The 24,386-nt window shown below is 44.4% G+C and carries 12 protein-coding genes and 1 tRNA gene; 7 read left to right on the top strand and 6 right to left on the bottom strand.

Annotated features, from left to right (window positions below; all coding sequences use genetic code 11):
- Nucleotides 1-232: 232 nt before the first annotated feature.
- A tRNA-Val gene (locus AC4II3_RS18765) sits at nt 233-306 on the top strand.
- 266 nt (nt 307-572) lie between these two features.
- On the opposite strand, the gene AC4II3_RS18770 is transcribed toward AC4II3_RS18765, so the two are convergent.
- Both AC4II3_RS18770 and AC4II3_RS18775 read right to left on the bottom strand, forming a co-directional pair.
- Nucleotides 573-1,559: an L-histidine N(alpha)-methyltransferase gene (locus AC4II3_RS18770; RefSeq protein WP_488014336.1), complete on the bottom strand. Its 987-nt coding sequence runs from the start codon at nt 1,557-1,559 to the stop codon at nt 573-575.
- Between the two features lie 408 nt (nt 1,560-1,967).
- Nucleotides 1,968-3,308 (bottom strand): FAD-binding oxidoreductase, encoded by a 1,341-nt coding sequence (locus AC4II3_RS18775; RefSeq protein ID WP_488014334.1) that lies wholly within the window; start codon nt 3,306-3,308, stop codon nt 1,968-1,970.
- A 176-nt stretch (nt 3,309-3,484) separates the two neighbouring features.
- On the opposite strand from AC4II3_RS18775, the gene AC4II3_RS18780 reads away from it, so the two are divergent.
- A complete protein-coding gene (locus tag AC4II3_RS18780) occupies nt 3,485-4,900 on the top strand; it encodes a tetratricopeptide repeat protein (protein ID WP_488014332.1) in 1,416 nt (471 codons plus the stop codon).
- Between the two features lie 243 nt (nt 4,901-5,143).
- Nucleotides 5,144-10,405, top strand: coding sequence for a DUF2225 domain-containing protein (locus AC4II3_RS18785; protein WP_490722866.1), 5,262 nt, complete (start codon nt 5,144-5,146; stop codon nt 10,403-10,405).
- A 166-nt stretch (nt 10,406-10,571) separates the two neighbouring features.
- On the opposite strand, the gene AC4II3_RS18790 is transcribed toward AC4II3_RS18785, so the two are convergent.
- Both AC4II3_RS18790 and AC4II3_RS18795 read right to left on the bottom strand, forming a co-directional pair.
- Nucleotides 10,572-11,000 (bottom strand): hypothetical protein, encoded by a 429-nt coding sequence (locus AC4II3_RS18790; protein ID WP_293119484.1) that lies wholly within the window; start codon nt 10,998-11,000, stop codon nt 10,572-10,574.
- 12 nt (nt 11,001-11,012) lie between these two features.
- Nucleotides 11,013-12,641 carry a tyrosinase family protein gene (locus tag AC4II3_RS18795; RefSeq protein ID WP_488012761.1) on the bottom strand — a complete coding sequence of 543 codons (1,629 nt, stop codon included), beginning with the start codon at nt 12,639-12,641 and terminating at the stop codon, nt 11,013-11,015.
- A 401-nt stretch (nt 12,642-13,042) separates the two neighbouring features.
- Here AC4II3_RS18795 and AC4II3_RS18800 point away from each other — a divergent pair, with 401 nt between their 5' ends.
- Nucleotides 13,043-13,831, top strand: coding sequence for a DUF4058 family protein (locus AC4II3_RS18800; RefSeq protein WP_488012759.1), 789 nt, complete (start codon nt 13,043-13,045; stop codon nt 13,829-13,831).
- Nucleotides 13,832-13,944: 113 nt separating this feature from the next.
- Here AC4II3_RS18800 and AC4II3_RS18805 read toward each other — a convergent pair whose 3' ends face one another.
- Entirely contained in the window at nt 13,945-15,321 is a 1,377-nt protein-coding gene (locus AC4II3_RS18805; RefSeq protein ID WP_488012757.1) for a cytosine deaminase, read from the bottom strand.
- A 352-nt stretch (nt 15,322-15,673) separates the two neighbouring features.
- On the opposite strand from AC4II3_RS18805, the gene iscB reads away from it, so the two are divergent.
- On the top strand, nt 15,674-16,954 hold the full coding sequence (gene iscB / locus AC4II3_RS18810) for an RNA-guided endonuclease IscB (RefSeq protein WP_488012755.1): 1,281 nt from the start codon (nt 15,674-15,676) through the stop codon (nt 16,952-16,954).
- Between the two features lie 186 nt (nt 16,955-17,140).
- Here the strand turns inward: iscB and AC4II3_RS18815 are convergent, their stop codons facing one another.
- Nucleotides 17,141-18,568 carry a putative bifunctional diguanylate cyclase/phosphodiesterase gene (locus AC4II3_RS18815; RefSeq protein WP_488012754.1) on the bottom strand — a complete coding sequence of 476 codons (1,428 nt, stop codon included), beginning with the start codon at nt 18,566-18,568 and terminating at the stop codon, nt 17,141-17,143.
- 694 nt (nt 18,569-19,262) lie between these two features.
- Between AC4II3_RS18815 and AC4II3_RS18820 the strand changes: the two genes are divergently transcribed.
- Together AC4II3_RS18820 and AC4II3_RS18825 are read left to right on the top strand one after the other, a co-directional pair.
- Nucleotides 19,263-20,600: an AAA-like domain-containing protein gene (locus AC4II3_RS18820; protein ID WP_488012752.1), complete on the top strand. Its 1,338-nt coding sequence runs from the start codon at nt 19,263-19,265 to the stop codon at nt 20,598-20,600.
- A gap of 22 nt (nt 20,601-20,622) precedes the next feature.
- Nucleotides 20,623-24,318: a WD40 domain-containing protein gene (locus AC4II3_RS18825; RefSeq protein WP_488012750.1), complete on the top strand. Its 3,696-nt coding sequence runs from the start codon at nt 20,623-20,625 to the stop codon at nt 24,316-24,318.
- Nucleotides 24,319-24,386 lie beyond the last annotated feature (68 nt).

Genomic DNA, 24,386 nt, shown 5'->3' on the forward strand with positions numbered 1-24,386 from the left:
GCAATAGGCAATAGGCACCCACCCCTAACCCCTCCCAGGAGGGGAAGGCAATAGGTAATTGCCCTCAAACGTTCCTGAGAATTGCTATAGCAGTCGAAGCAAAGGTTAGGACATCTTTTGCTCCGAAGTCCCTGCTCCGAAGTCCCTGCTCCCTTTCAAACAAAAGACTATCTCCTAAACCATACTTCCCTTGCTATGTATTGTAAATATGTGCTATCATAATGAATGGTTTGGACGCATAGCTCAGTTGGTTAGAGCACCACGTTGACATCGTGGGGGTCACTGGTTCGAATCCAGTTGTGTCCATCACTCTGCCTCTAAGGGTACTGCGACCGTCATCTAAGCATTCAGCTATTAGTGATCAGCGGTCAGCTTATGTGCTACGCACACACCCTTTTGTTTATTTTATTCAAAAGCACCTCAAGTCGCGATGCATCAAGACAGCGCCCCACAGGCTTCGACCCTGGGACCCATGACCCATGACCCATGACCCATGACCCATGACCCATGACCCATGACCCATAAGCTGATAGCTTAATGCTTACCACAAAACTCTTCAGATCATTCCATTATTAAGCAACGCTATTTTTTGAAGCTAAAACATGAATAACCATGCGTTGACTTTCATCAACAAAATGAGTTAAGGGTTCTAATCCTGCTTGCCTAGCTATTTTTTGAAAATAATCAACGGGATATTTGTAAGAACTTAAAAGATGGAATTTTTCATTTTCTTTGATGCTGATATTAACCCCATCAAAAACAAAGTCTTGGTTGCTGGTAGCAATGGCATTATGTTTCAAACAATAATTGTTTGGAGTCCATTCAGGCTGATACTTAAATGCGTCAGGATTAAAGTTGGTTGTTGGCAAATCGCGATCAACCCAATATAGTACGCTTAACATAAGATTTGCCATTTCTTCAGTATCGTAGGCTTTTTTTAATGAAGACTCGCTTTGATTAGCATCTACACCAACGATTAGAATACCTTCTGAGGGCAAGGCTTGAGATATGTTTTTCAGAAAATCGATACATTGGTTTGTAGATAAATTAGTGATTGTGCTGCCTTTAAACCAAACTAACGGTTTGTCAAACTGTTTAACGAGATCCGTATTCTCAATAAAGTCGTCTTGTATGGGTTTAACCAACATATCTGGTAACTCATCTTGCAAAACGTCTTTTGCCTGATCCAAATAAGTTTTGCACAAATCTACGGGAATATACGTTGTGATATTATGATTCAATGACTTCAGGAAAGGCATAGTTTTGTTGATAAATGCTGTTTTTGTTCCTGGTCCGAATTCAACGATATTCACCCCCTGTGGCACATAATTTGATAGTTGATTAGCCACTGTGTTAATGAGCCTAACCTCTTCCTTATAAAGGTAATAATCAACACTTTCTTCAATTACTTGTCTATAATATTCTTCACCCCTAGCAGGATCATTTTCAATATTAGGATCAGGAGTGCTATAGATATAAGCAGCAAGATTTTCTTCCTCTGTGTGCAAAAAAAGAGATTTAACCTTCTCTTTAAACAATGATGAATCAAATTCTATCATGGTAGCTACTTTCTCCTTGGATAAGTGTATTGGTTTTGAAAAATGGGCGGCCAATTAGCAAATTAAGGTAAGCATTCACATATCAGCTATCAGGTATAGCACTACCCATTAAAGTTAGGACACTGATAAAAGCTGAAAAGCTTTTGTAGTAAACTCTTTCCTCTTGCCTTGCGGGTATAGCTACATAAGCTATACCCGCCGATGTATAGTTTACTATGGAAATGTCACTTATCCAGAAAATTTATACTAAAGCTATAGCCAGCTGATCTGTTATAGCTTGCTCTGATAGTATAGGGATGCGTTTAGAAATTGTGAGAATTTTTGATCCAAAATTGCCTGCTCTCCACTCCCTGCTCCCTGTTCTGTTGTTAATCTCACTCCCCGCGCCGGGACCCCACACTCCCTACTCTACCGATGCTCCCAGGCTCGCATTTTACCGGGATTCATCAATCCATAGGGATCAACTATTTCCTTAAACCGCAACTGTTCCATATCAACGGTTTTCATACCCCCATCTTCTAGGATGTAGGTGTGGGGATTAGCAATCATAGCGCCATAGTCTTCGTGATAGCGAATAATCTCATTCAAACGCTCCTCAGAACTATACCGAAGGATTTGTAGTCCCACTGGTATCAGTTGTCCTGCTGCTCGCATAAATTCTAAATGCATGATCACTTCATCCCCAAAGTGCTGATACATATGCTCCACCTGGTCCAGATTCACAAATGAGGTTTGTAAATAGGTGAGGCTGGGATCAACACTACGGGCGTGTAAGGTGGTATGATTCCAGGTGAACTCTGCTAAGCTGACTCCCTTACTCGCTTCTAGGGCAGTCTTCTGGTAAGTGACCTCTCCACCATACTCCCGAACTAAATCCTGGAATGGCTCTAGGGAAGATTCCGCTATCATCAGCAAGGCACAGTGCTTAGCTTCGGGAAGGTAGTTGCTGAGAGCGGCAAAGTAGGATGGAATTGGCCAAGCGTGAATGCTAATCAGTTTCTTAATTAAGCCATCGGCATCACCTAAAGCTTGACCAAATCTCGCAGCAGTCATAAAGTCATCAAAGACTACTATCACTTCAGCCCAAGGATACACTGGCCCTAGGGGTATTTCTAATTCGGTGATAATACCATTGGTGCCATAGGCGTGATTGACCTTCTGCACCTGATCGGACCGTAATTCGATTACACGGGGCTGGTCTTCGAGGGTGACGACTTGGACAGCATGAATATTTCCGCGATCGCGTAATACTCCATAAGTAATGGAACCAATGCCGCCACTGCCGCCACCAATAAACCCACCAATCGTAGCAGTGCGATAGGTAGAGGGAGCCATGCGCAATTCCCAGCCAATTTTATGAGCTTCTTTGTCAAAGGCGGCTAGCTTGACCCCTGGCTGAACAGAAGCTAAACCCGGTTTTATCCAGTTAATCTGATTCATGCGAGTAGTATCGAGAATCAGGCCACCGTTGAGGGGGATACACTGACCATAATTACCAGTGCCTGAGCCTCTTACGGTTAGGGGAGCTTTGTACTTAACGCAAACCCTAGCTATTTCCAGGACTTCCGCCACCGTAGTCGGACGAACTACGATATTCCCCCGTTTATCCCTAAGCTGGGATTCCAGTACCGGACTGAAGTGGTAGTAGTCTAGGGATAATTTAGCAACTTGCTTCGGGTCATTAATAATTTCTATTCCGGTAAGTTCCGAGGCTAGGGAATTCCAGTCAATAGCTTGGGGGGTTGTCATCACAGGTTTGGGGTGGGGGCGCGGGGAGTGTGGGAGATTTTTCTTAAGGTTAATTATCTTGACATCATATCAGAGCAAGTTGCTTGATATTGAAAAATTATTTAGTACAATTCGCATAAAAGTGCCACCAATTACAGATATCTAGAGTAATAAACTGTCAAGTCACCGGTGTGTCTATGATTACTTACTCTACTATTTCTGTATTATCTCTCAAGCTAGCTAGTGCTACCTTACTCTGCCTGCTCTCACCGATCCTAGCCCCAGTAAATCTGGGAGTTGCTCCAGCAGTGGCACAAACGACTCCAGACCAAGCTGGGGAGTTTGTGGAGCAATTTCATACCCTGAGTCGAAAAGAGGGTTATCAATATCAGGTTAGTGCAGCCCTGATCTTGAAGGGAATACTGTATACTGCTCAAGTGGAATGGGATAAAGCGCTAGAAACCCTGGAGCTTGGGTTAGCCATTCCTAAAGCAACTCGGAGTCAGAGATTAGAAGATACTATCCTGTTTCTGAGTGGAAGGATTTACAACGATAAAGGAAAGTATCTCAAAGCTATAGAGGTTTACCAGCAATCCCTAGGGATTCGGCGAGACTTGGGTAAGGGTAAGCTTGAAGGAATTGCGCTGAATACTATTGGCTTAGTTTACGATAAACAGAAACAGTATGACCAAGCTATTGATTATGATCAGCAAGCTTTAGCTATTCACCGGGAAGTTAAGAATCAGGCTGGGGAAAGCACCACCCTTGTTAATCTTGGTCAGGTTTATGAAAAACCGGGAAAGTTTCAGGAATCGAGAGACTATGATCAACAAACTTTAGCTATTTCCCAAAACCTTGAAAATCTGACTGTAAAAGGTCTAAAATTTTGGGAAACTGGGCTAGCTTATTTTAAAGTTGGCAAGCATGAGCAAGCCATAGACTACTACCAACAAGCCTTAGAGATTTTTCAAAAACTTAAAAATTCCCCCCATCAAGTAACTATCCTGAGAGTGCTTGGAGTAGCTCAAATCAGGCAAGGAAACTATGAGCAAGCCCTGGAGTATTATCAGCAACTCCTAGCCATTGCCCGACAAATCAAAGAGCCTTCTCAAGAAATAATCGCTCTCAATTTTATTGGGCAAGTTTCCAACTATCAGGGAAAGTATGACCATGCCCTAAATTACTACCAGCAAGCCTTGACCATTACTCAAAAAATTGATGACCAGAAAACTAGTGCAACCCTCCTCAATAATATTGGGGGAGTTTACAGCAATTGGGGAAAGTACAACCAAGCCAATGATTACTACCAGCAAGCCTTAACCATTAGCAAAAGGTTAAACGACTCGATATCAATTGCGACTACACTCAATAACATTGGCTCGATTTATCAGAACCAACGGAAGTATCCCCAAGCTCTAGACTATTATCAGCAAGCTTTAGGGATTAACCAAGATTTGGGCGATCTTGGTCGTTTACGTGTTGCTACTAACCTCAATAATATTGCCTCAGTTTACCAGAGTCAGGGTGAGTATGACCGAGCCTTAGACTACTACGAGCAAGCTGTAGCCATTGCTCAAGACTTAGGCGATCGCTCAGGGGAAGGCGTTGCTTAATAATGGAATGATTTTAAGAGTGAGGTGGAATGGGCATTAGGCGTGGAACGGGCATCTTTTGGCTGCGCTTTCCGCATCTAATTATTAAATTCGCTCAAGGCGCGCTTTCCAATGACCAAGTTCCCCGGCCAGCTGACGGCTGACAGCTGACGGCTGACAGCTGACGATATAGTAAAATCCGCATAAAACTGCCACTACCTAGCGATATATATAGTAAGAAACTACCAAGTCACGGGTGTGTCTATGGGTACTTACTCTACTATTCCTGTATTCTGTTTCAAGCTAGCTAGTGCTACCTTACTCTGCCTGCTCTCACCGATCCTAGCCCCAGAAAATCTGGGAGTTGCTCCAGCAGTAGCACAAACGACTCCAGACCAAGCCACTCAAGCGGAGCAGTTATTCGATCGGGCAAGGTTAGAGTTTGTTAAGGGTCAGTTGCCTCAAGCCAAGGAGAGTTATCAACAAGTATTGACGATTTATCGGGAATTGGGAAACCCTTCCGGTGAAGCTCAAGCTCTTAATGGTCTTGGACAGGTTTACAATCTATTATCTCAAGAAACCAAAGCCCTGGAAGTATTGCAAGAAGCTCTGAAAATCCGTCAAGGTCTAGGGGAGCGAAAGGAAGAAGGGGAAACCCTGACCCATATCGGAACAGTTTATTCAAGTCAAGAAGACTATCCTAAGGCTCTGGAATTGTTGGAGCAAGCCCTAACTATTAACCAAGAGGTAGGTCATCAGCTTGGGATTGGTTATGCACTGGTTAATATTGGCTCAGTTTACTCCTCCCAAGGAGAGTATGACAAAGCCTTAGATAGGTTAGAGCAAGGTTTGAGTATTATCAAAGAAGTAGCTAAGACTGGGAAAAGCGTACGCATTCTCCCACGCTACTATCAAGCCTACGCTCTGAATGTGATCGGCTCAGCTTATATCTGGTCAGGGAAATTGAACCAAGCTGGGGAGTTTCTTGAGCAAGCTCATGGTTTGAGTCGAGAAGAAGGTTATCAATTACGAGAAGGTGTAGCCCTGACCTTGAAGGGAATACTGTATAACAATCAAGGGGAATTGGATAAAGGGCTAGAAACCCTGGAGTTGGCATTAGCCATTACTAAACCAACTGGTTTTCGGGGATTAGAACAGAATATTCTATTTTGGATTGGAGGGATTTACAACCAGAAAGGGGAGTATCTCAAAGCCCTAGAGGTTTACCAGGAATGCTTAGCGATTCGGCGAGAATTGGGTAAGCGTAAGCTGGAAGGAATTGCGCTCAATAATATTGGCTTAGTTCACTATAACCAGAAACAGTATGACCAAGCCCTCAACTATTATCAGCAAGCGTTAGCTATTCACCGGGAAGTTAAGAATCAGGCTGATGAAAGCACTACTCTTTTTTATCTTGGTCAGGTTTATAAAAAACAGGGAAAGTCTCAGCAAGCGATAGACTATTATCAACAAGCTTTAGCTATTTACCAAAAACTTAAAAATCCTAATGATAAAGTAGGTATAGTTTGGTTGATTGGGCTAGCTTATTATGACTTGGGAAAGCATGACCAAGCCATAGACTACTACCAACAAGCCTTAGAGATTTTTCGAGAACTTAAAAATTACCACGATCAAGCAATTCTCCTGGGAGGGCTTGGACTAGCTCAAATCAGGCAAGGCAACTATGAGCAAGCTTTGGAGTCTTATCAGCAACTCCTAGCCATTGCCCGAGAAATCAAAGATTCCTCTCAAGAAATAACTGCTCTCAATTTTATTGGGAAAATTTACAACGCTCAGGGAAAGTATGACCAAGCCCTAGATTACTACCAGCAAGCCTTGACCATTACTAAAAAAATTGATGACCAGAAAACTAGTGGAATCCTCCTCAATAATATTGGGACAGTCTACTACCAACAAGGAAAGTACAACCAATCCCTAGATTACTACCAGCAATCCTTAACCATTAGCAAAAGGTTAGACGACTCCATAGGAATTGCGACTAAACTCAACAACATTGGCTCGATATATGATGACCAAGGGAAGTATCGCCAAGCTCTAGACTATTATCAGCAAGCTTTAGCGATTAACCAAGAGTTTGGCGATCTCCGTCGTGATAATGTTGCTACTAATTTCAATAATATTGGCTCAGTTTACCAGAGTCAGGGTGAGTATGACCGAGCTTTAGAATACTACCAGCAAGCTTTAGTGATTTTAAAAAACCTAGGGGATCGCTCAGGGGAAGGTACTACCCTCAATAATATTGGCTCAGTTTACGATGCTCGGGGTGAGTATGACCAAGCTTTAGAATACTACCAGCAATCTCTAGCTATTTCTCAAGAAATTGGCCAGCGCTCAAGGGAAAGTACTACCCTCAATAATATTGGGTTTATTTACTATGCTCGGGGTGAGTATGACCAAGCTTTAGAATACTACCAGCAATCTCTAGCTATTTCTCAAGAAATTGGCCAGCGCTCCAATGAAGCCAATACCCTTAATAATATTGGAGAAGTTTACAGCAGTCAGGGTGAGTATGACCGAGCATTAGAATACCACCAGCAATCTCTAGCCATTCGTCAAGACATTGGCGAGCGCTCAGGAAAAGCTAATAGCCTCAATAATATTGGGGCAGTTTACAAAAGTCAGGGTGAGTATGAGCAAGCAAAAGAATACTACCAACAAGCTTTAGCTATTTTTCAAGATTTAGGCGAGCGTTCCCAGGAAGCTGTTACCCTCAATAATATTGGGTTTATTTACTATGCTTGGGGTAAGTATGCTCAAGCAAAAGAATACTACGAGCAATCTCTAGCTATTTCTCAAGACCTAGGCGTACCCTCCCAGGAAGCTAGTACCCTCAGTAATATTGGGTCAGTTTACAGCAGTCAGGGTGAGTATGACCGAGCATTAGAATACCACCAGCAATCTCTAGCTATTTCTCAAGAAATAGGCGATCGCTTAGGGGAAGCTACTAACCTCAATAATATTGGATTAGTTTACCATAGTCAGGGTGAGTATGCTCAAGCAAAAGAATACTTCCAGCAATCTCTAACTATTGTTCAAGACATTGGACACCGTTCAGGGGAAGCCAGTACCCTGGGCAGCATCGGAAGCGTTTACAGTAGCTGGGGAGACTATGCCAAAGCCTTACAGTATCATCAGCAATCTCTAAAAATTAGGCAAGACATTGGTGACAAGCAGGGAGTTGGCACGACTCTCCACAATATCGGAACAATTTATACTGACCAAGGGGAGTATGACCGAGGTTTAGAATACTTCCAGCAATCTCTAGCTATTTTTCAAGACATTGGCCACCGTTCAGGGGAAGCTCATACCCTGAGCAACATCGGAATAGTTTACAGTCACTGGGGAAAGTATCCCAAAGCCCTAGAATATAATCAAAAAGCCCTAGCCATTCGTCAAGACATTGGTGACCAGGCTGGTATTGGCAGCACCTATAACTATATGGGGCTGAATTATCTGGATTTGGGAGATTATCCCCAAGCCTTGGACTACTTCAACCAAGCTAAGGCCATTTTTAAGAAAATTGGGGCGAAGGAATGGATTGCGAAAACCCTAACTAACATCGGAGAAGTTTACCAAAAGCAGGAAAACTATCCCAAGTCTCTCCAATTTTATCAGCAATCCTTGGCTATTTCTCAACAGATTGGTAATCGCCTAGATGAAGCTAAAACCCTGAATCGGATTGGAAGAGTTTATGAAGAACTGGGAGAGTATACTAAAGCCAATGACTATCATCAGCAAGCCTTAGGGATTAATCAAAAAACTGGGTTCAAAGCCGGGATTAGCGATACCTTGTACCATATGGGAATGGTTTCCACTAAACTAGAAAACTATCCCCAGGCTTTAGCAGCTTATCAACAAGCCTTAGCCCTTTCCAGAACCCTTGGCACTCGCTTAACGGAAGGGAAAATTCTGGCTGGTATGGGTAAGTTGTATGATACCCAAAACCAATCGGAATTAGCGATTACCTTCTTTAAACAATCGGTTAATGTCCGAGAAGCCATCCGCAAAGACTTAAAAGTTCTGCCCATTGAACAACAACAATCCTTTACGGATACTGTTGCCCAAGACTATCGCCGCTTGGCTGATTTATTGACCCAACAAAATCGCAACCTAGAAGCCCTACGGGTGCTCGATTTACTGAAAGTGCAGGAGTTGCAGGATTACCTGAGTAATGTGCGAGGGGATGATAACACCGTTGATGGCATTACAGAACTGACGGAAGAACAAGAAATCATTAAGGGTACCCAACCGATTATCGACCAAGCCATTGCACTGGGTCAAGAACTCAGTGAACTAGAAACTATTGTTAGGGATAAGCGCACCCAAACCCAGCAACAGCGAATCATTCAACTTAGGAAAAATCAAGCCCAGCTAACTAAAGACTTTCAAGACTTCCTCAACAGTCCAGAGGTAGAAGCTCGCTTGGCACAATTGAGGGAAACTACAGAAGCAGAAAACTTAGACTTAAAGAAGTACGATCGACGATTACGAGACGAACTTAAGCAATTGGAACAGGATGCCGTTATTCTCTATCCCCTAGTATTAGATGACCGTTTGGAATTAGTCCTAGTTACTCCTTATGCTCCCCCAATTCGCCGCACGGTTAAGGTAAAACGAGAAGACCTGGAAAGAGCGATTCAAAACTTCCGCAGACTCCTGGCAAATCCGGCTCGTAATGCCAGACCTCCCGCCGAGCAATTGTACGAGTGGCTAATTAAACCGATTGAAGGGGACTTAGCCAAGGCCAATGCCAAAACTATTATTTATGCTCCTGATGGGAAATTGCGCTATATTCCCCTAGGGGCTTTGTATGATGGGGAGCAATGGTTAATTGAGCGGTTGAGAGTTAATCAGATTACTGCTCTGAGCCTAACATCCTTAGACAATAAACCGACACCACAGTTAGACGTGTTTGCGGCTGCGGTCACCAAAGCCCATAAAGGCTTTTCGGCCTTACAGTATACCCAACCGGAAGTAGAGCGTCTGGCAGAAACCTTTCCCAACACTAAGCTATTCATCGATAAACAGTTTCATGGGGATACCATTTATCAGATGAATGACTATTCTGTAGTGCATTTAGCCACCCATGCTGTGTTCAACAAAACTAAACAAGATTCATTTATCCTGTTTGGTGATGGCAGTCGCGTTACCCTGACCCAGGTAGAAGAAAAATGGGATTTATCCAATGTAGATTTAGTAGTGCTCAGTGCCTGTCAAACCGGCTTAGGGGGAGAATTGGGGGATGGCAAAGAAATCCTCGGTTTTGGTTATCTGATGCAAAATGCTGGTGCCGATGCTGCGATCGCATCCCTGTGGACAGTGGATGACCAGGGTACCCAAGCCTTGATGACTAAATTTTATCAGGTGTTGAAACAGGGGAACGTTACTAAAGCCGAAGCCCTCCGACAAGCTCAAATTGCTTTAATTAAAAATGAGGGAGGGCGTGGCCTGCTGGCACATCCCTTTTATTGGGCACCATTTATTTTAATTGGGAATGGATTATAGTAAACTTTAGCATGCATGCCTTGTGCCTAAAGCCCTTGCCCGTAGCGCTATACAGAAAAAGCCTAGACCCAAAAGCTACCCTCCCATGGATCAGGCTTTTTATTCTGTCCTCAAGGCCAATCTACCTGGTTGATTTGGCTTATTTCAGTTTGCCTAAACTCCAGGTCTAATCAAAAGGGGTAATGGGAATATAAACCAACTCTGCCCCCAAGAACTCTTCCGCACTGGGAGCACGAACCCCCTTGGCACCCTTCTGCTTAAGTTGCAACACTAAAGACACTTTTCCATCCTTCAAAACCCTCTCCGGCAGGGGAATCGTGTAAACCCCCGAAGGCTGGCCTGGCCTCACCCCAAAAGGAGACACCGTCCCTAGAATTCTACCATCCATCGACCGCACCACAATCCTGGCACCGCGAGGTAGAACCCCCGCAGATATCCTTACTCTGACTGCCTCATCGTGAGCTGGAGTGCGGGGCAACGAGAAGGTCACCTGCCCCGCCAAATCAGCAGCGTGGGCATATTGAATGCCTCCCGCAATCAACAGACATAGACTGGCAAAAATTACTAAAGTAAAGCGCTTCAGCATCATTTCCATAACAGTAGTGTCCTAGAAGATTTTGATATTCACAGATTCAAGGGTTGCCTCTAAGGAATCCCTCCTGATCCTCTTGCTATCCGGCACAAGGCCGACTTGTAAAGGTTGATCTATATTTAGTTTCTTCTTCTTAGCCAAAGCCTTCAATGCACGAGTCAGTGGAATCTTGAAGGTTACAGGACCGCTGTGGTGGAGTGTGCCGAACAACTCCAACGCTCCTACAAGGTGAGTTTTATCTAATCCAATGCTGTCTTGTCCTTCCGGGGAATTGAGTAAAACGTTAAATCTAACATCCCGCAAATTGGCTGGAACGTTAATTGTAATTTCAGCAACAATACTTGTAATTGGAAACTCACTGGGTCCATTGCTGCTTGCCAGAGCGGCTCGAAGGATCTCCTTAGGAACATTAACATTGCTCTTGGATAACTGATTGAACTTCAACGAGCGACCGCTGACTTGTTGAACAGAAAAGACTGTTGGCTCGTCGGTCAATTCCTTCAATTCATTCTTGTATGCTGGAACCAGTTCCTCACCAGAGCCAGGCTGATAGACATAATTGAAGTCGCCAATAGTAGCATAATACCCTGCCGTATTTGGCTGAACTTTATCTTCTTCATCTTCTTCATTTTCATTTGCCTGAACTTCATTACCCTTGTCATCAATGAAAAACAGGAAGGGTTCTGCTTGCCATAGTTTTCGTAAGTCTGGATGTAATGGTAGGGTCGGCAAACTCAATTTTTCTTGCTTACGGGTCCACACATCCCATAGCCGATCTATATTGCAATGATGCATGAAGAAAATCGGATCGACAGGGGACAGAAAGTCTCCCATAAAACCACCGATGTTGTTGTGGACGAGGTTATGGGGTTGATCCTCAAGAACGGCGAAACCAGTCGTTTGGCTATGGTACCCGGCGACATCACTACCGAAATCTATGAAATTTCTGGGAGCCAGAGCAGACTTGATAGTCTCAAGTGACACTGCTGTCTGGGTCTCGCAGTCTAAATAAGGATTCTCCTGGGTTATCCTACGAGCTGCGTCGGAAGGGTAGAACATCGGAGCATTTGGGTTTTCTATAGCTTGCCAAACATCATCAATTGAGCAGTATCCACGCAATTTCTGTTGATGTAATTGATCTGTAGATAGGGAGTTCCAAAAATCACTGATGGGATCTTGGAACTGTTGCTTGAAAGTGCTGTAGCTGGAAATAAACGCTTCATTGGAGGGATTGAGTACCCCCTCAAAAAAGACCTCTGGAATATAGGGTTGCGCAGTCCAATCCCAATAGGGCAAAGCAAAATCGGGGTCGCCACTGAGTTCGCGGCAGGTTTTCTCAAACCAACCAAGATAGCCTCGGTGCCAGGGCAGGAACCACCAGTTGCCGTGGGGGCAATCGAGGAGATGAATAAAGACGTTGCGGTACCAGTTTCGAGGATCACAGGGCGGCAGCTCCAACATTGCTTTGATTGCTTTTTTATAACTCTTCAGGGGTGCTGATGGATCTGATAAGTTGCGGCGGATATAGGTGTTTGTTTGGGCAGAGGCCTGTCCTATGGGCAATGTTGATGCCAAGAGGATACTGCCTGTACCAACAAGAAAACTTCTGCGGGAAAGTCCTGTTAAATCCTTGTTATCTGTCATGACTCTAATGAGATAGTTACAAGTGAATGACAAGTTGTCATTTGACATTGTCTCATAATAATACTACATATAGCTATTTCATATGAGTCATAAAATATAGTGGCCTTAGCAAACGCTATAACCCAAGCCCTGCAATACTTTCATATTTTGCCGATTTTACAACTGATTTATAATTGCTATGTGTAAGTTCGGGGGAGCAGCTTGTAAGCACCGTGGAAACTAGGAATCCTTAATCAGGGGGGGACACAACCGTTGCTCATTTAACTCCTTATCCCCCCATCTCCCCACACCTGGGATCACCTCCCACACTTCCCTCTCTTACCCCTACTCCCAACTCCCTACTCCCAACTCCCTCTGCTATCCTGCTATCCTAGAAGACAGAGCTGATGGGAAGTTAAGGGATGCCGTCAATCTTTCCCGGTATGGATCCGTATTTAGAGCATCCGGATTTATGGCCAGAAGTACATCATTGGTTGATTAGTCTAATTGCTGAGTGTTTAATTCCTCAGGTACGTCCGAAGTATAAAGTAGCTATTGAAAAGCGCATTTATCAGGTTAATAAAACTAACCAAGATGACGTCTTATTAGTTGGAATTCCTGATGTTACTGTTAAACGTCAACCGAATACTGAAGATTCTCCCACCTCTAAGGTTGCTGTTGCGCCACCAACCACAAAACCAGTAACAGTAATGGTTCCTATGCCTGAAGAAATCAAACAAGGGTATTTGGAAGTAAGAGATATGACTACTGGTGCTGTGGTAACCGCTATCGAAGTTTTATCTCCAGTTAATAAGCGCTCTGGTGACGGTAGAGAAACTTACCTGAAAAAACGCCAACGGGTGTTAGGAAGCTTGACTAATTTAGTAGAGATCGATTTGCTCAGAGCCTGGAAACCAATGCCACTATTAGATAATACTATTGAGAGCGATTATCGGGTTTTGGTGAGTCGAGAAGAGCATCGCCCACGAGCCGAATTATATACTTGTAATCTGCCAGAGCAACTACCAACTTTTTCCCTACCGTTACGTCCAGAAGATTCTGAACCAATAGTAGATTTACAAGCTATAATTAATAGCGTTTATGAGCGAGGGGGTTATGATTACCAACTCGATTATGACCAAGAGCCAGTACCAGCTTTATCGGATAAAAATCGGATATGGGCTCAGGAATTGTTGAAAACTGATATATAGTATTTCTCATAGTCATCAGGTACAGATATTTTTTTCCCGATTCCCGATTCCCGATTCCCGATTCCCGATTCCCAATTCTAAATTCTTAATTCTAAATTCTAAATTCTAAATTCTTAATTCTCTAACTCAGCATAATCCGGCAACGTAGTATCAATGGGCTGACCCTGGCGCAAGATAATTCGGTCATGTTGGGGACGGGACAAAAGTTCACTGAAATGGCGTCCCTTAAACAAAATCAAATCTGCTGGGAGTCCCACCCCAATCCTACCCATCTCGGGTAAATCCATTAAATCAGCCGCTGTCTTGGTTACGGCACAGGGCCAATCACCGATGGGCATATCTAAATGGGCAATCCGTACCGCTTGGGTAAAGACTTCTAATACATCATGGTCCCCAAATCCATAAAAGGGGTCTCGACAATTATCACTAGCCAAAGTTACCGGAATACCCTGTTGTTTAATTTCATGGAGCCTGGTGACTCCCCGCCAAGATGGTGTAACGTTAGCCTGTCGATCTTGTAAATAAAGATTGCACATCGGTAAGCTAACAATAGCAATTCCTGCTGCTTTGACTAACTTGAGAGTTTCCGCAACCTCCTCTAAGGGTTGCACTGCTAAACTGCAACAGTGACCACAAATAATTTTTCCGGTAAACTGATGACGAATAGCAGCTTGGGCAATCTGTCGTAAACAATGGGAATCAGGATTACCGTTTTCATCAGCATGGAAATCTAGGTTGAGGTTTCTCTCCTTAGCTAAAGAGAAAACAGTATCGAGTTGAGCCTCCAGGTCTTGGTTGCTATAGGCTACTCCCCCAAGTATGCCTCCGATTTCAGCAATTTTGTCGGCTAAGGTAATGGCAGCGGCAGTTTGATAGTAATCTAGTGTAACTAGAGACACTGCTTGTAGGGTAATTCTGTCTTGCCATTCTTTCTGGAGGGTTTGGAAAACGCCTAGGCTAATCGCACTTTGTTCTCCAACCCAGTCAATGTGGGTGCGGATAGCTTTAGTGCCATGAGCATAGCTACATTTGAGTCCAAATTCCATGCGCCGATATAAATCTGACCCTTGCCAATAGGTTTCGGCATCAGCATCTCCGGTGATACAGGCACTATCAAAGGTACCATCAGGATTGGGAGACCGTTCCCAAATATGACCTTTATCCAGATGGGTGTGTATATCAAGAAAACACGGCCATACTTGTCCTTGCCTGAGATCTACACTGGGGATGTTACTAGGTATGTTACTGGTATCTGTGCTAGCTTCAACACTACTGTTTGCGTTCCCGTAGCGGCTATTTTCAAGCATCGTGTTTTGCTGCCCTTTGGGAACAATCGCCTTTGGCACTATTGCAGCAATGGCTCCCTGATTAATTTCAATATCAACTAAGCACAAACCCTGCTCGTTGCGGACGCAAACGTTGCTGTTTTCCAGTAGGCAAAATGGTACATAGGCATTTGTGAGCCAGTATCGTTCGGCATTGGGAATCATTAGGGAGTAGGGAGTAGGGAGCAGGGAGCAGGGAGTAGGGGGAATAGAATTGAATGTACCTTATAAGTATCTCAAGCGCGCAGTCGATCATCAAACCCAATCCTCCTAGTGAAAGCCTTGGTAATTTCCGGCAAAGCCTGGAAATTATCTAGCTAGGATGCAGGTTTAGGATTTATTTCCTACGTTGATCAGGTCATGACACCCAGGAATGAACTCCAGTTCCTGGCTCTGTCGCCAGACATTAAGATGAAGGCAAAATGTGTGTTTGGCTTGACAAGCCTTTTCAACATTACCGTTCGCGCAAGCGTGTGCGAAGCACTTGGAACACTTTACCAATTTGAGATGCAATAAAATGCAAAATTACGTATTTGTTATTGATGCGGACAAGCGACCACTAAATCCGACATCACCGAAGAAAGCACGACGCCTATTAGATAAAGGGAAAGCGGCAGTTCTTAGGATGTATCCATTTACGATCATTCTCAAGACTGCGATTGCAAACCCGACTATATTACCTTGTAAAATCAAGATAGATCCAGGTAGCAAGACTACTGGGTTCGCTCTAGTTCAAGACAACCAGGTTATTTGGGCGATGGAATTAGAACACAGAGGAGGATTGATCAAGAAAAAATTAGAATCTAGAGGTGCAGTTAGACGTGGAAGACGCAACCGTAACACCCGTTATAGGAAGCCAAGATTCCTTAATCGTAAGCGTCCAGAGGGCTGGATTGCTCCCAGTCTAGAACATAGGGTCTCGACTACTGAAACCTGGGTTAAGCGACTGATTAAATTTTGTCCAGTCGATGAAATTTGGATCGAAAGAGTTAAGTTTGATACCCAGAAAATGCAAAACCCCGAAGTTAATGGTACTGAATACCAACAAGGTGAACTTGCCGGGTATGAAGTTAGGGAATATTTGCTTGAGAAGTGGGGAAGGGAGTGCGCCTATTGTGGCAAGCAAAATATCCCTCTACAGATTGAACATATCCATCCAAAGTCTAAGGGGGGAAGGGATTCGGCAAAGCCGACGCTACGCGAACGAGTCAGCAATCTTTGTTTAGCTTGCGAAAAGTGCAATCAAAAGAAAGGGAATAAACCTATAGAGGAGTTTCTAAATAAGAAGCCAGACTTACTGCGAAAAATCAAAACTAAGGCAAGACAACCATTAACAGATGCGGCAGTAGTGAACACGACTCGAAACAAGATCGTGAAGGCGCTCAAGGCAATAAAACCTGTAGTTACTGGTACAGGCGCTCAGACGAAATACAACCGAACTAGACTGGGATTCCCTAAGCAGCATTGGGTTGATGCTGCTTGTGTTGGAGAGATCGAAACCCTAGTGTTAAGAACATCCCAGCCACTGTTAGTTACCTGCAAGGGGCAAGGGGGTAGACAGAAAGCTGCACTCAACAAATATGGCTATCCCATTAGACATAATCCATTAAAGCCAATCAGGGGTTGGGCTACTGGTGATATTGCTAAACACCAGAAACTAGGGATAGGCAAAGTAACCCCCAGAAGTAAGGGCAGCTTTGGGTTTACTCCATTAGGAGCGAAAGGCTACAAGAGTTGCAGACCTCAAGACATATCGGCAATACACAGAAAGGATGGATATACTTACAGCTTTTGCTAGTATCTGCCAGGGTTTGCCTGGAAATAATCCTCCTAAGCCTTTCTGATTTGTGATCACACCAAGAAATCCTCTGCTGTTCTAATCTTCCTTGATCCGAAGTTCCCGATTCCCGATTCCCGATTCCCGATTCCCGATTCCCGATTCCCGATTCTCAATTCTCAATTCTCAATTCGCGCATTCTAAATTCTAAATTCCCGATTCCCATCTCCCCAAACTTAAACCCTCTAACCAGGCTTCAGTAGCTTGGGCATTTAAAGGCTTAGAAAACCAATACCCCTGTCCATATTGACAACGCCAATCACAAAGCTGTCCCAGTTGCTTTTCGGTTTCCACTCCCTCTGCCACTACATGTATGCCGAAGTCGTTTGCCAACTTTACCATCCACCGCAAAATTTTCTCATGTTTGTGATTATCACTGATGCCTTTGACAAAAGAGCGGTCAATTTTTAGTATATCTATCGGTAAATTTAGCAAGTAACTCAAGGAAGAATAGCGAGTCCCAAAATCATCAATGCACAACTGAATCTGTCGCTGTTTGAGTTTCGTCAACAGAACTGCTGCAGTAGTTTCCAGGAGTAGACTTTCTGTGATCTCTAGTTTCAAACTCTGGGGATCGAGACCAGAATCCCACAAAATTGTGTCGATGGTACCGATTAGATCCGGTTGGGATAATTGTAAGCTGGAGATGTTAACGCTGATTGTTAAATCCCGATATTGGGGAAACTGTTGTTGCCACTGGCACATTTGTTGGCAAGCCTCCCGTAGTACCCACCAACCCAGTGGCACAATCAGCTTTGTTTCTTCTGCCACTGGAATGAATTCTGCTGGCAACAGCAGTCCCCGTTCGGGATGCTCCCACCGCACCAGTGCCTCAAAGCCAGCCAGCTTATGGGTTTCAAGAGACACAATTGGCTGGTAATAAAGCCGCAATTCTTGGCGCTTAATACCCAAGCGTAAACTATCTTCTAACTGCAACCGCTCTACACTCCGGGTGCGCATGGCAGGGGTAAACAGCTGATAGCCAGTGTTACTCTCCATTTTGGCTCGATAAAGAGCTAGACTGGCGTTGTCAAGAAGAGCAGAGGGTTGGTAATCATCCCTGTCATTGCTAGCAATTCCAATATTGGCACTCAAAAAGATGTCATGGTCATCAATTGAAAAAGGCGTCCGCAGGCTAGCGCAAATCTGTTCTGCTACCAAGGTAGCTTCACTGATATCGTTAATGTCTTCGAGCAAAACCGCTAATTCATCTTCGGACCACCGCGCCACTGTATAGTTAACGGTATAGTTAACGGTATAGTTAACGGTATAGTAAATGGTATAGTTAACGGTAGAATTCAGAGCATAAGTCAAGCGAGTATCAAAAGCCTGTAGCAATTTTGCTCCCACTTGCCGTCCCATACTAAACTGAATGACTTTCAAACGTTCCAAAGCCACCAATAAGACGGCGAATCGATAACCCTTATACCACTTTGACCTCTGGATTACTTGCCTCAACCGTCTCCTAAAACTATCTGGGTTGAGCCAGGGAATCAGGAGGTCATTAAAGGTACAATCCTGAAACCTTTCTAGAGGTTGCTGATCTTGCTGATCATTGTTACTTCTAGCGAACACCTACTTTCTCTATCACCCTGAATTAGCTCAATTGAGTCACTCATTGATAATTGAGCCAAAAAGGAAACCCGAAAGGCAAAAGCTGTGGTATAGTAAACGTTTTGCCATATTCTTTAAGCTCAATTTTGTTAATGGTTGTTAACGATGAACATCCTTACTGATGGTTTTATTAAGCAAATCAATAACCCTGTTTGGCATCATCCTAAGTTGCGGTTATACCGTTTAAATCAGAGGTGGGACTGTTGAATTTTGAGTGAATGTGGACGATCAACAAGCAACGGTCAACTGTCGAAAACCGAACTTCAATACAACGCTAGCCACCGTGGAGCACTACCATGGATCAGTGATGGAACCTCTTAGTTAACCATTAGTTAACCAGGGAAAACAAAATAGAGCATGGAGTAGGGGTAAATCCCATGCCCTATTCTTGGATGCCCACAATTACGAGGTAGTTTTAACTGTTACCCTTTAACCCGTATAGGTAGTTTTTAGATGGCTTAATTGCGTAAGCCTGGTTGACTAGGGAAGCTGATCCCCCTTGAAGTAGGTAGCCAGCGATCAATAGCTGATCGCTGGCTTGGCGTTAACCCTAAAGGACGATTTGCGATCCCTATCCTTAAGGTAAATCGGCAATTTGGCTTTGTCTGTGAGAAAAAGTAATAAATAATTCTAATCAATTACATAATAAAAAGTAATGAGTGTTGAAGAAGCATTGGCGATGGTGGATACGGTAATCAAACCCGAACGCTTAAATGCTGTTCAAGAACTGGTGCTCCGCCAATGTTGGTCAGGACAAACTTATCAAGAGATTGCTGACGGTTCCGGTTACGACGCCGATTACATTCGGGTGGTGGGCTCCCGGTTGTGGCATATCCTGTCAGAGGTTTTTGGAGAGAAGATCACAAAAAATAACATTCGTTCTGTGATCAGGGACCGATTACGAGAGGTCGAGCTTGAGGAATTGCCAGAGGTGGAGCTGGAATTACCTACAGAGATGGAATTGCCTAGAGGTGTGGTGCCTCTCAATTCCTCATTTTATATCGAGCGTCCCCCCAATGACTCTCTATGTTACGAAACAGTGTTGCAGCCAGGGGCATTAATCCGAATTAAAGCCCCTAGACAGATGGGTAAAACCTCACTGATGGTGAGGATTCTTGATCGTGCTAGAGAATCTGGCTTCCGCACAGTCCCTCTGAGTTTGCAGCAAGCTGATGCCAATGTCTTCACCGATTTAGAACGATTTTTACAATGGTTCTGTGCTACAGTCACTCGTAGCCTAGAATTACCGAATCGACTGGGTGATTATTGGGATGATATCTTTGGCAGCAGTGGTAATACCACCGATTACTTCGAGAATTATCTATTAAAAGAAATAGATACACCGATGGTATTGGCACTAGATGAGGTCAACCTGTTGTTTAATTACCCTGCCATTGCCACGGATTTCTTGGGTTTGTTGCGAGCTTGGTATGAAAAAGCTAAGTACGGTGTAACCGGTAGCACAATTTGGCAAAAACTGCGCTTAATTATTATACATTCTACGGACGTTTATATTACCTTACATATCCACCAATCCCCTTTTAATGTGGGATTATCCATTGAATTGCCAGAGTTTACTAAGGCCCAAGTGCAAGAATTAGCCCGTCGCCACGGAATCCATTGGGGTAGTGATGATTCGAGCTTCGATCACGTGTCATTAATTATGGCCAAAGTAGGAGGAAATCCAAGTCTATTAAGGGTAGCGTTATATCATCTTAGGCGCGGTGACGTTACCTTTGAGGAATTATTGAATTCAGCAGTAAGCGAATCGGGAATTTATCATGATGACCTTCGACGACAATGGTGGAATCTACAACACTATCCACAACTGGTCGCAGCCTATCGAAACGTAGTGATGTCATCCCAGCCAGTGGAATTAGAGCAAAAGCTAGCCTTTAAGTTGCAAAGTTTAGGATTAGTACAGCTCCACAAACAGGGAGCTGTGCCTAGTTGTGATTTGTATCGTCAGTACTTTAGTACTCACCTGGGGTAAAACCCATGGATGCCCGTAAATTATGAAAAACCACAACTATCAAGTTGGCGGAAGTTTACCCCCTGATAACCTCTGTTATGTGCGCCGTAAAGCAGATCAGGATTTGTATGAGGCTTTGGTAGCGGGGGAGTTTTGCTATGTCCTTACCTCGAGGCAAATGGGTAAGTCTTCTTTGAGGGTGCAAACTACTCACCGATTACAGGCAATAGGCATCCACTGTGGGATCGTTGATTTGACGGAAATTGGTACCCAAGATTTGACAGCAGACCAGTGGTATGCAAGTATCTTGCGCTGTCTGGTGAGCAGCTTCAACCTCCAGGTCAATTTACGCGCTTGGTGGCGCTCACGCTCTTATCTATCCCCAGTCAAGCGTCTGAGTGATTTTATTGAGGAGGTGCTACTGGCAGAGGTTGAGGGAAATTTGGTGATCTTTATTGATGAAATCGATAGCATTCTGGGTTTATCGTTCCCGATTGAAGATTTTTTTGCCCTGATCCGAGCCTGCTACAACAAGCGCACAGAAAACCAAGCCTACCAACGCCTCAGTTTTGTCTTGTTAGGGGTAGCTACTCCCACGGATTTGATCGTAGATAAGCAACGGACTCCGTTTAATATCGGACGGGGGATTGAGTTATGTGGATTTACTCTGGAAGAAGCCGAAACTCTAGCGCTAGGATTTAACGGAAGGGTTAGCAATCCCAAAGCCTTACTTAGGGAAATCTTGGCGTTTACGGGAGGACAGCCTTTACTGACCCAAAAGCTATGTCAGCTGATTCTAGAGGATATAGAGCATTGTACTAGAGTTCTTTCACAAGAGGAAACGTCGGATCCCGGAACAGGAAACAGTGGAGAAGAATTCACCCAAACAGTATCAAAAACAGTATCAAAAAACTACTTTGGCAAGAGGTGTACTGTCAATCCTACATCGATTGAGTACCTTGTGGGTATGCGAATTATCGAGAACTGGGAAGTCCAAGATGAACCAGAGCATCTGAGGACTATACGCGATCGCATTCTCAGCAATGAGCAACGGGCTGGGCGGTTATTAGGACTTTATCAGCAAATTCTGCAACAGGGAGCAGTAGCAGCAGATGACAGTTGGGAACAAATGGAATTGCTACTGTCGGGATTAGTGGTCAAGAGTGAGGGAAAGGTTAGGGTTCGTAACCCCATTTATGCTGCTGTTTTCAACTGTGATTGGGTCAGCAAGCAACTATCAAATCTTCGTCCCTACAACACAACTCTTAGAGCTTGGTTCAATGGTGATTGTCAGGATGAATCGAGACTATTGCGAGGTCAAGCCTTACTCGATGCCCTAGCTTGGGCAGATTCCCGTAGCCTGAGTGACCAAGATTATCAGTTCTTATCCGCTAGCCAAACTTTGGATAAACGGGAGGCTCAACGGGCTGAAGCCGCACGAACTGAAGCCGTGGCAATACAATTGACCAAAGAAAAAGAAATTTCCCGACTGCAAAAGCTGCTGCTGGCTACAGTGAGCACAGGATTTCTAGTGTCCGCTAGTTTAGGGCTGATCGCTTTCCAGGAGTACCAAAAAGCTGTCATTAACGAAATTAATGCGATCGCAAAATCCTCTGAAGCATTCTATGCCTCCAATCACAAGTTGGATGCCTTGATCTACGCCATCAAGGCTTGGCAGAAACTGCAACAGTTAGCTGGGGCAAAAGTAGATACCCAGACTCAAGTTGAGAAAATGCTCTGGCGAATCATTTATGAGATTAAGGAGTACAATCGCTTCTCAGGACATCAGGCTGCGGTTTACGACCTGGTTTTTAGCCCGGATGGTGAGATGATTGCCTCGGCTAGTGGTGACAAGACCATCAAACTTTGGCAGCGGGACGGCACTCTGCTAAAGACCCTAGAAGGCCATGGCTCCCAAGTTAAGGGAGTGGCGTTTAGCCCCGATGGTAAGATGATTGCCTCGGCTAGTGCCGACAACACTGTCAAACTTTGGACTAAAGACGGCATTTGGCTAAACACCTTCACTAACAATAGTGCTGGGTTTGAAGCAGTAGCCTTCAGCCCGGACGGTAACCTAATCGCCTCCGCCTGTGAAGACAACACTGTCAAACTCTGGACAAAAGAGGGCAAGTTACACAAACTCCTGACAGGGCATAGTGCAGGAGTTGAAGGAATAGCCTTTAGCCCCGATGGTGAGATGATAGCTTCTGCCTCTGAAGACAATACTGTCAAACTCTGGACTAAAGAGGGCAGGTTGCTTAGAACCTTTACAGGCCATGGGAGTGGAGTTGAAGGAGTAGCCTTTAGCCCCGATGGTGAGATGATAGCTTCTGCCTCTGAAGACAATACTGTCAAGCTCTGGACTAAAGACGGTAGGTTGCTTAAAACCTTAACAGGACATCGGGACGAAGTTTATGGAGTTGCTTTTAGTCCTAATGGTAAGATAATTGCCTCGGCTAGTGAGGATAATACCATTAAACTCTGGACAAAAGAGGGCAGGTTGCTCACTATCCTAGAAGGTCATCGGGATGAGGTCGAGGGAATCGCCTTCAGTCCTGATGGTAAGATAATTGCTTCGGCTAGTGAGGACAGTACGATTAAGCTTTGGAAACAAAACACTACTTTGTACACAACCCTTACTGGTCATTGGCATGGGGTGAGGGCAGTGGTATTCAGCCCTGATGGTCAGACAATTGCTTCAGGAAGTAGCGACAAAACTGTCAAACTCTGGCAACCAGACGGCACCCTGAAACTCACCAATAATAAACATAGCGCTATAGTTAATGGCCTAGCATTCAGTCCCGATGGTGACATGATTGCTTCGGCAAGTAGTGACAAGAAAGTAAAACTCTGGGATAAACATGGTACCTTCTTAGCTACCCTAAATAATCATTCCGCTGGGGTTGAAGGAGTAGCGTTTAGTCCCGATGGTAGGATAATTGCTTCGGCGTCTGAAGATAAAACCATTAAACTCTGGCAGCGGGATGGTACCTTGCTAACCACCCTAGAAGGTCATAGCAATGAGGTAGAGGGAGTAGCGTTCAGTCCCAATGGTCAGATAATTGCTTCAGCCTCTGAAGATGAAACCATTAAACTCTGGAAGATAGATAGTACCTGTAGCGGGGAAGCGAAACGAAGCGGTGCGACCCCGCGCTTTTTCAAAGCCCTAGGGAACGCGCACCGTGACAACAGCAATTTACTACCGGAATGCTGGAGCAATAGTTTCTATACTCTCACAGGCCATGAGGATGAGGTGAAAACCGTGGCAATTAGCCCTGATGGTAAACTCATTGCTTCTGGTAGTGAGGATAAGACAGTCAAAGTTTGGCAAGGAGACAGCACAGACAGGTATCAGACCCAACCAAAACTGCTACATACCCTGACAGGACACAGTGACGGGATTAGGGGAGTGACCTTTAGCCCCGATAGCAACATGATCGCGTCTGCTAGTGCAGACAAGACGGTGAAACTTTGGAAGCGGGATGGTTCCTTGCTGACTACCCTCAGCGCACATCAAGATGAGGTAGAGGGAATTGCCTTCAGCCAAGATGGGGAAATTCTAGCCTCCGCTAGTGCTGATAGTAAGGTGATTTTGTGGAATGTGGATCAAGTCCTGGCTCTTGATAAAGTCCTAACCTATAGTTGTGATTGGCTACAGGATTATTTGAGCACAAATGCTGAGCTAGAAAAACGCGATCGCACTCTTTGTGATCGGATTAAGGAATTGAAAAGGGAGTAGGGAGCAGGGAGTAGCTCACAGGGGTAGGTTTTTAACAAAGACCTCAGGTGTGGGGTGTGGGTTGTGGG

The sequence above is a fragment of the Moorena sp. genome, assembly GCF_982860115.1.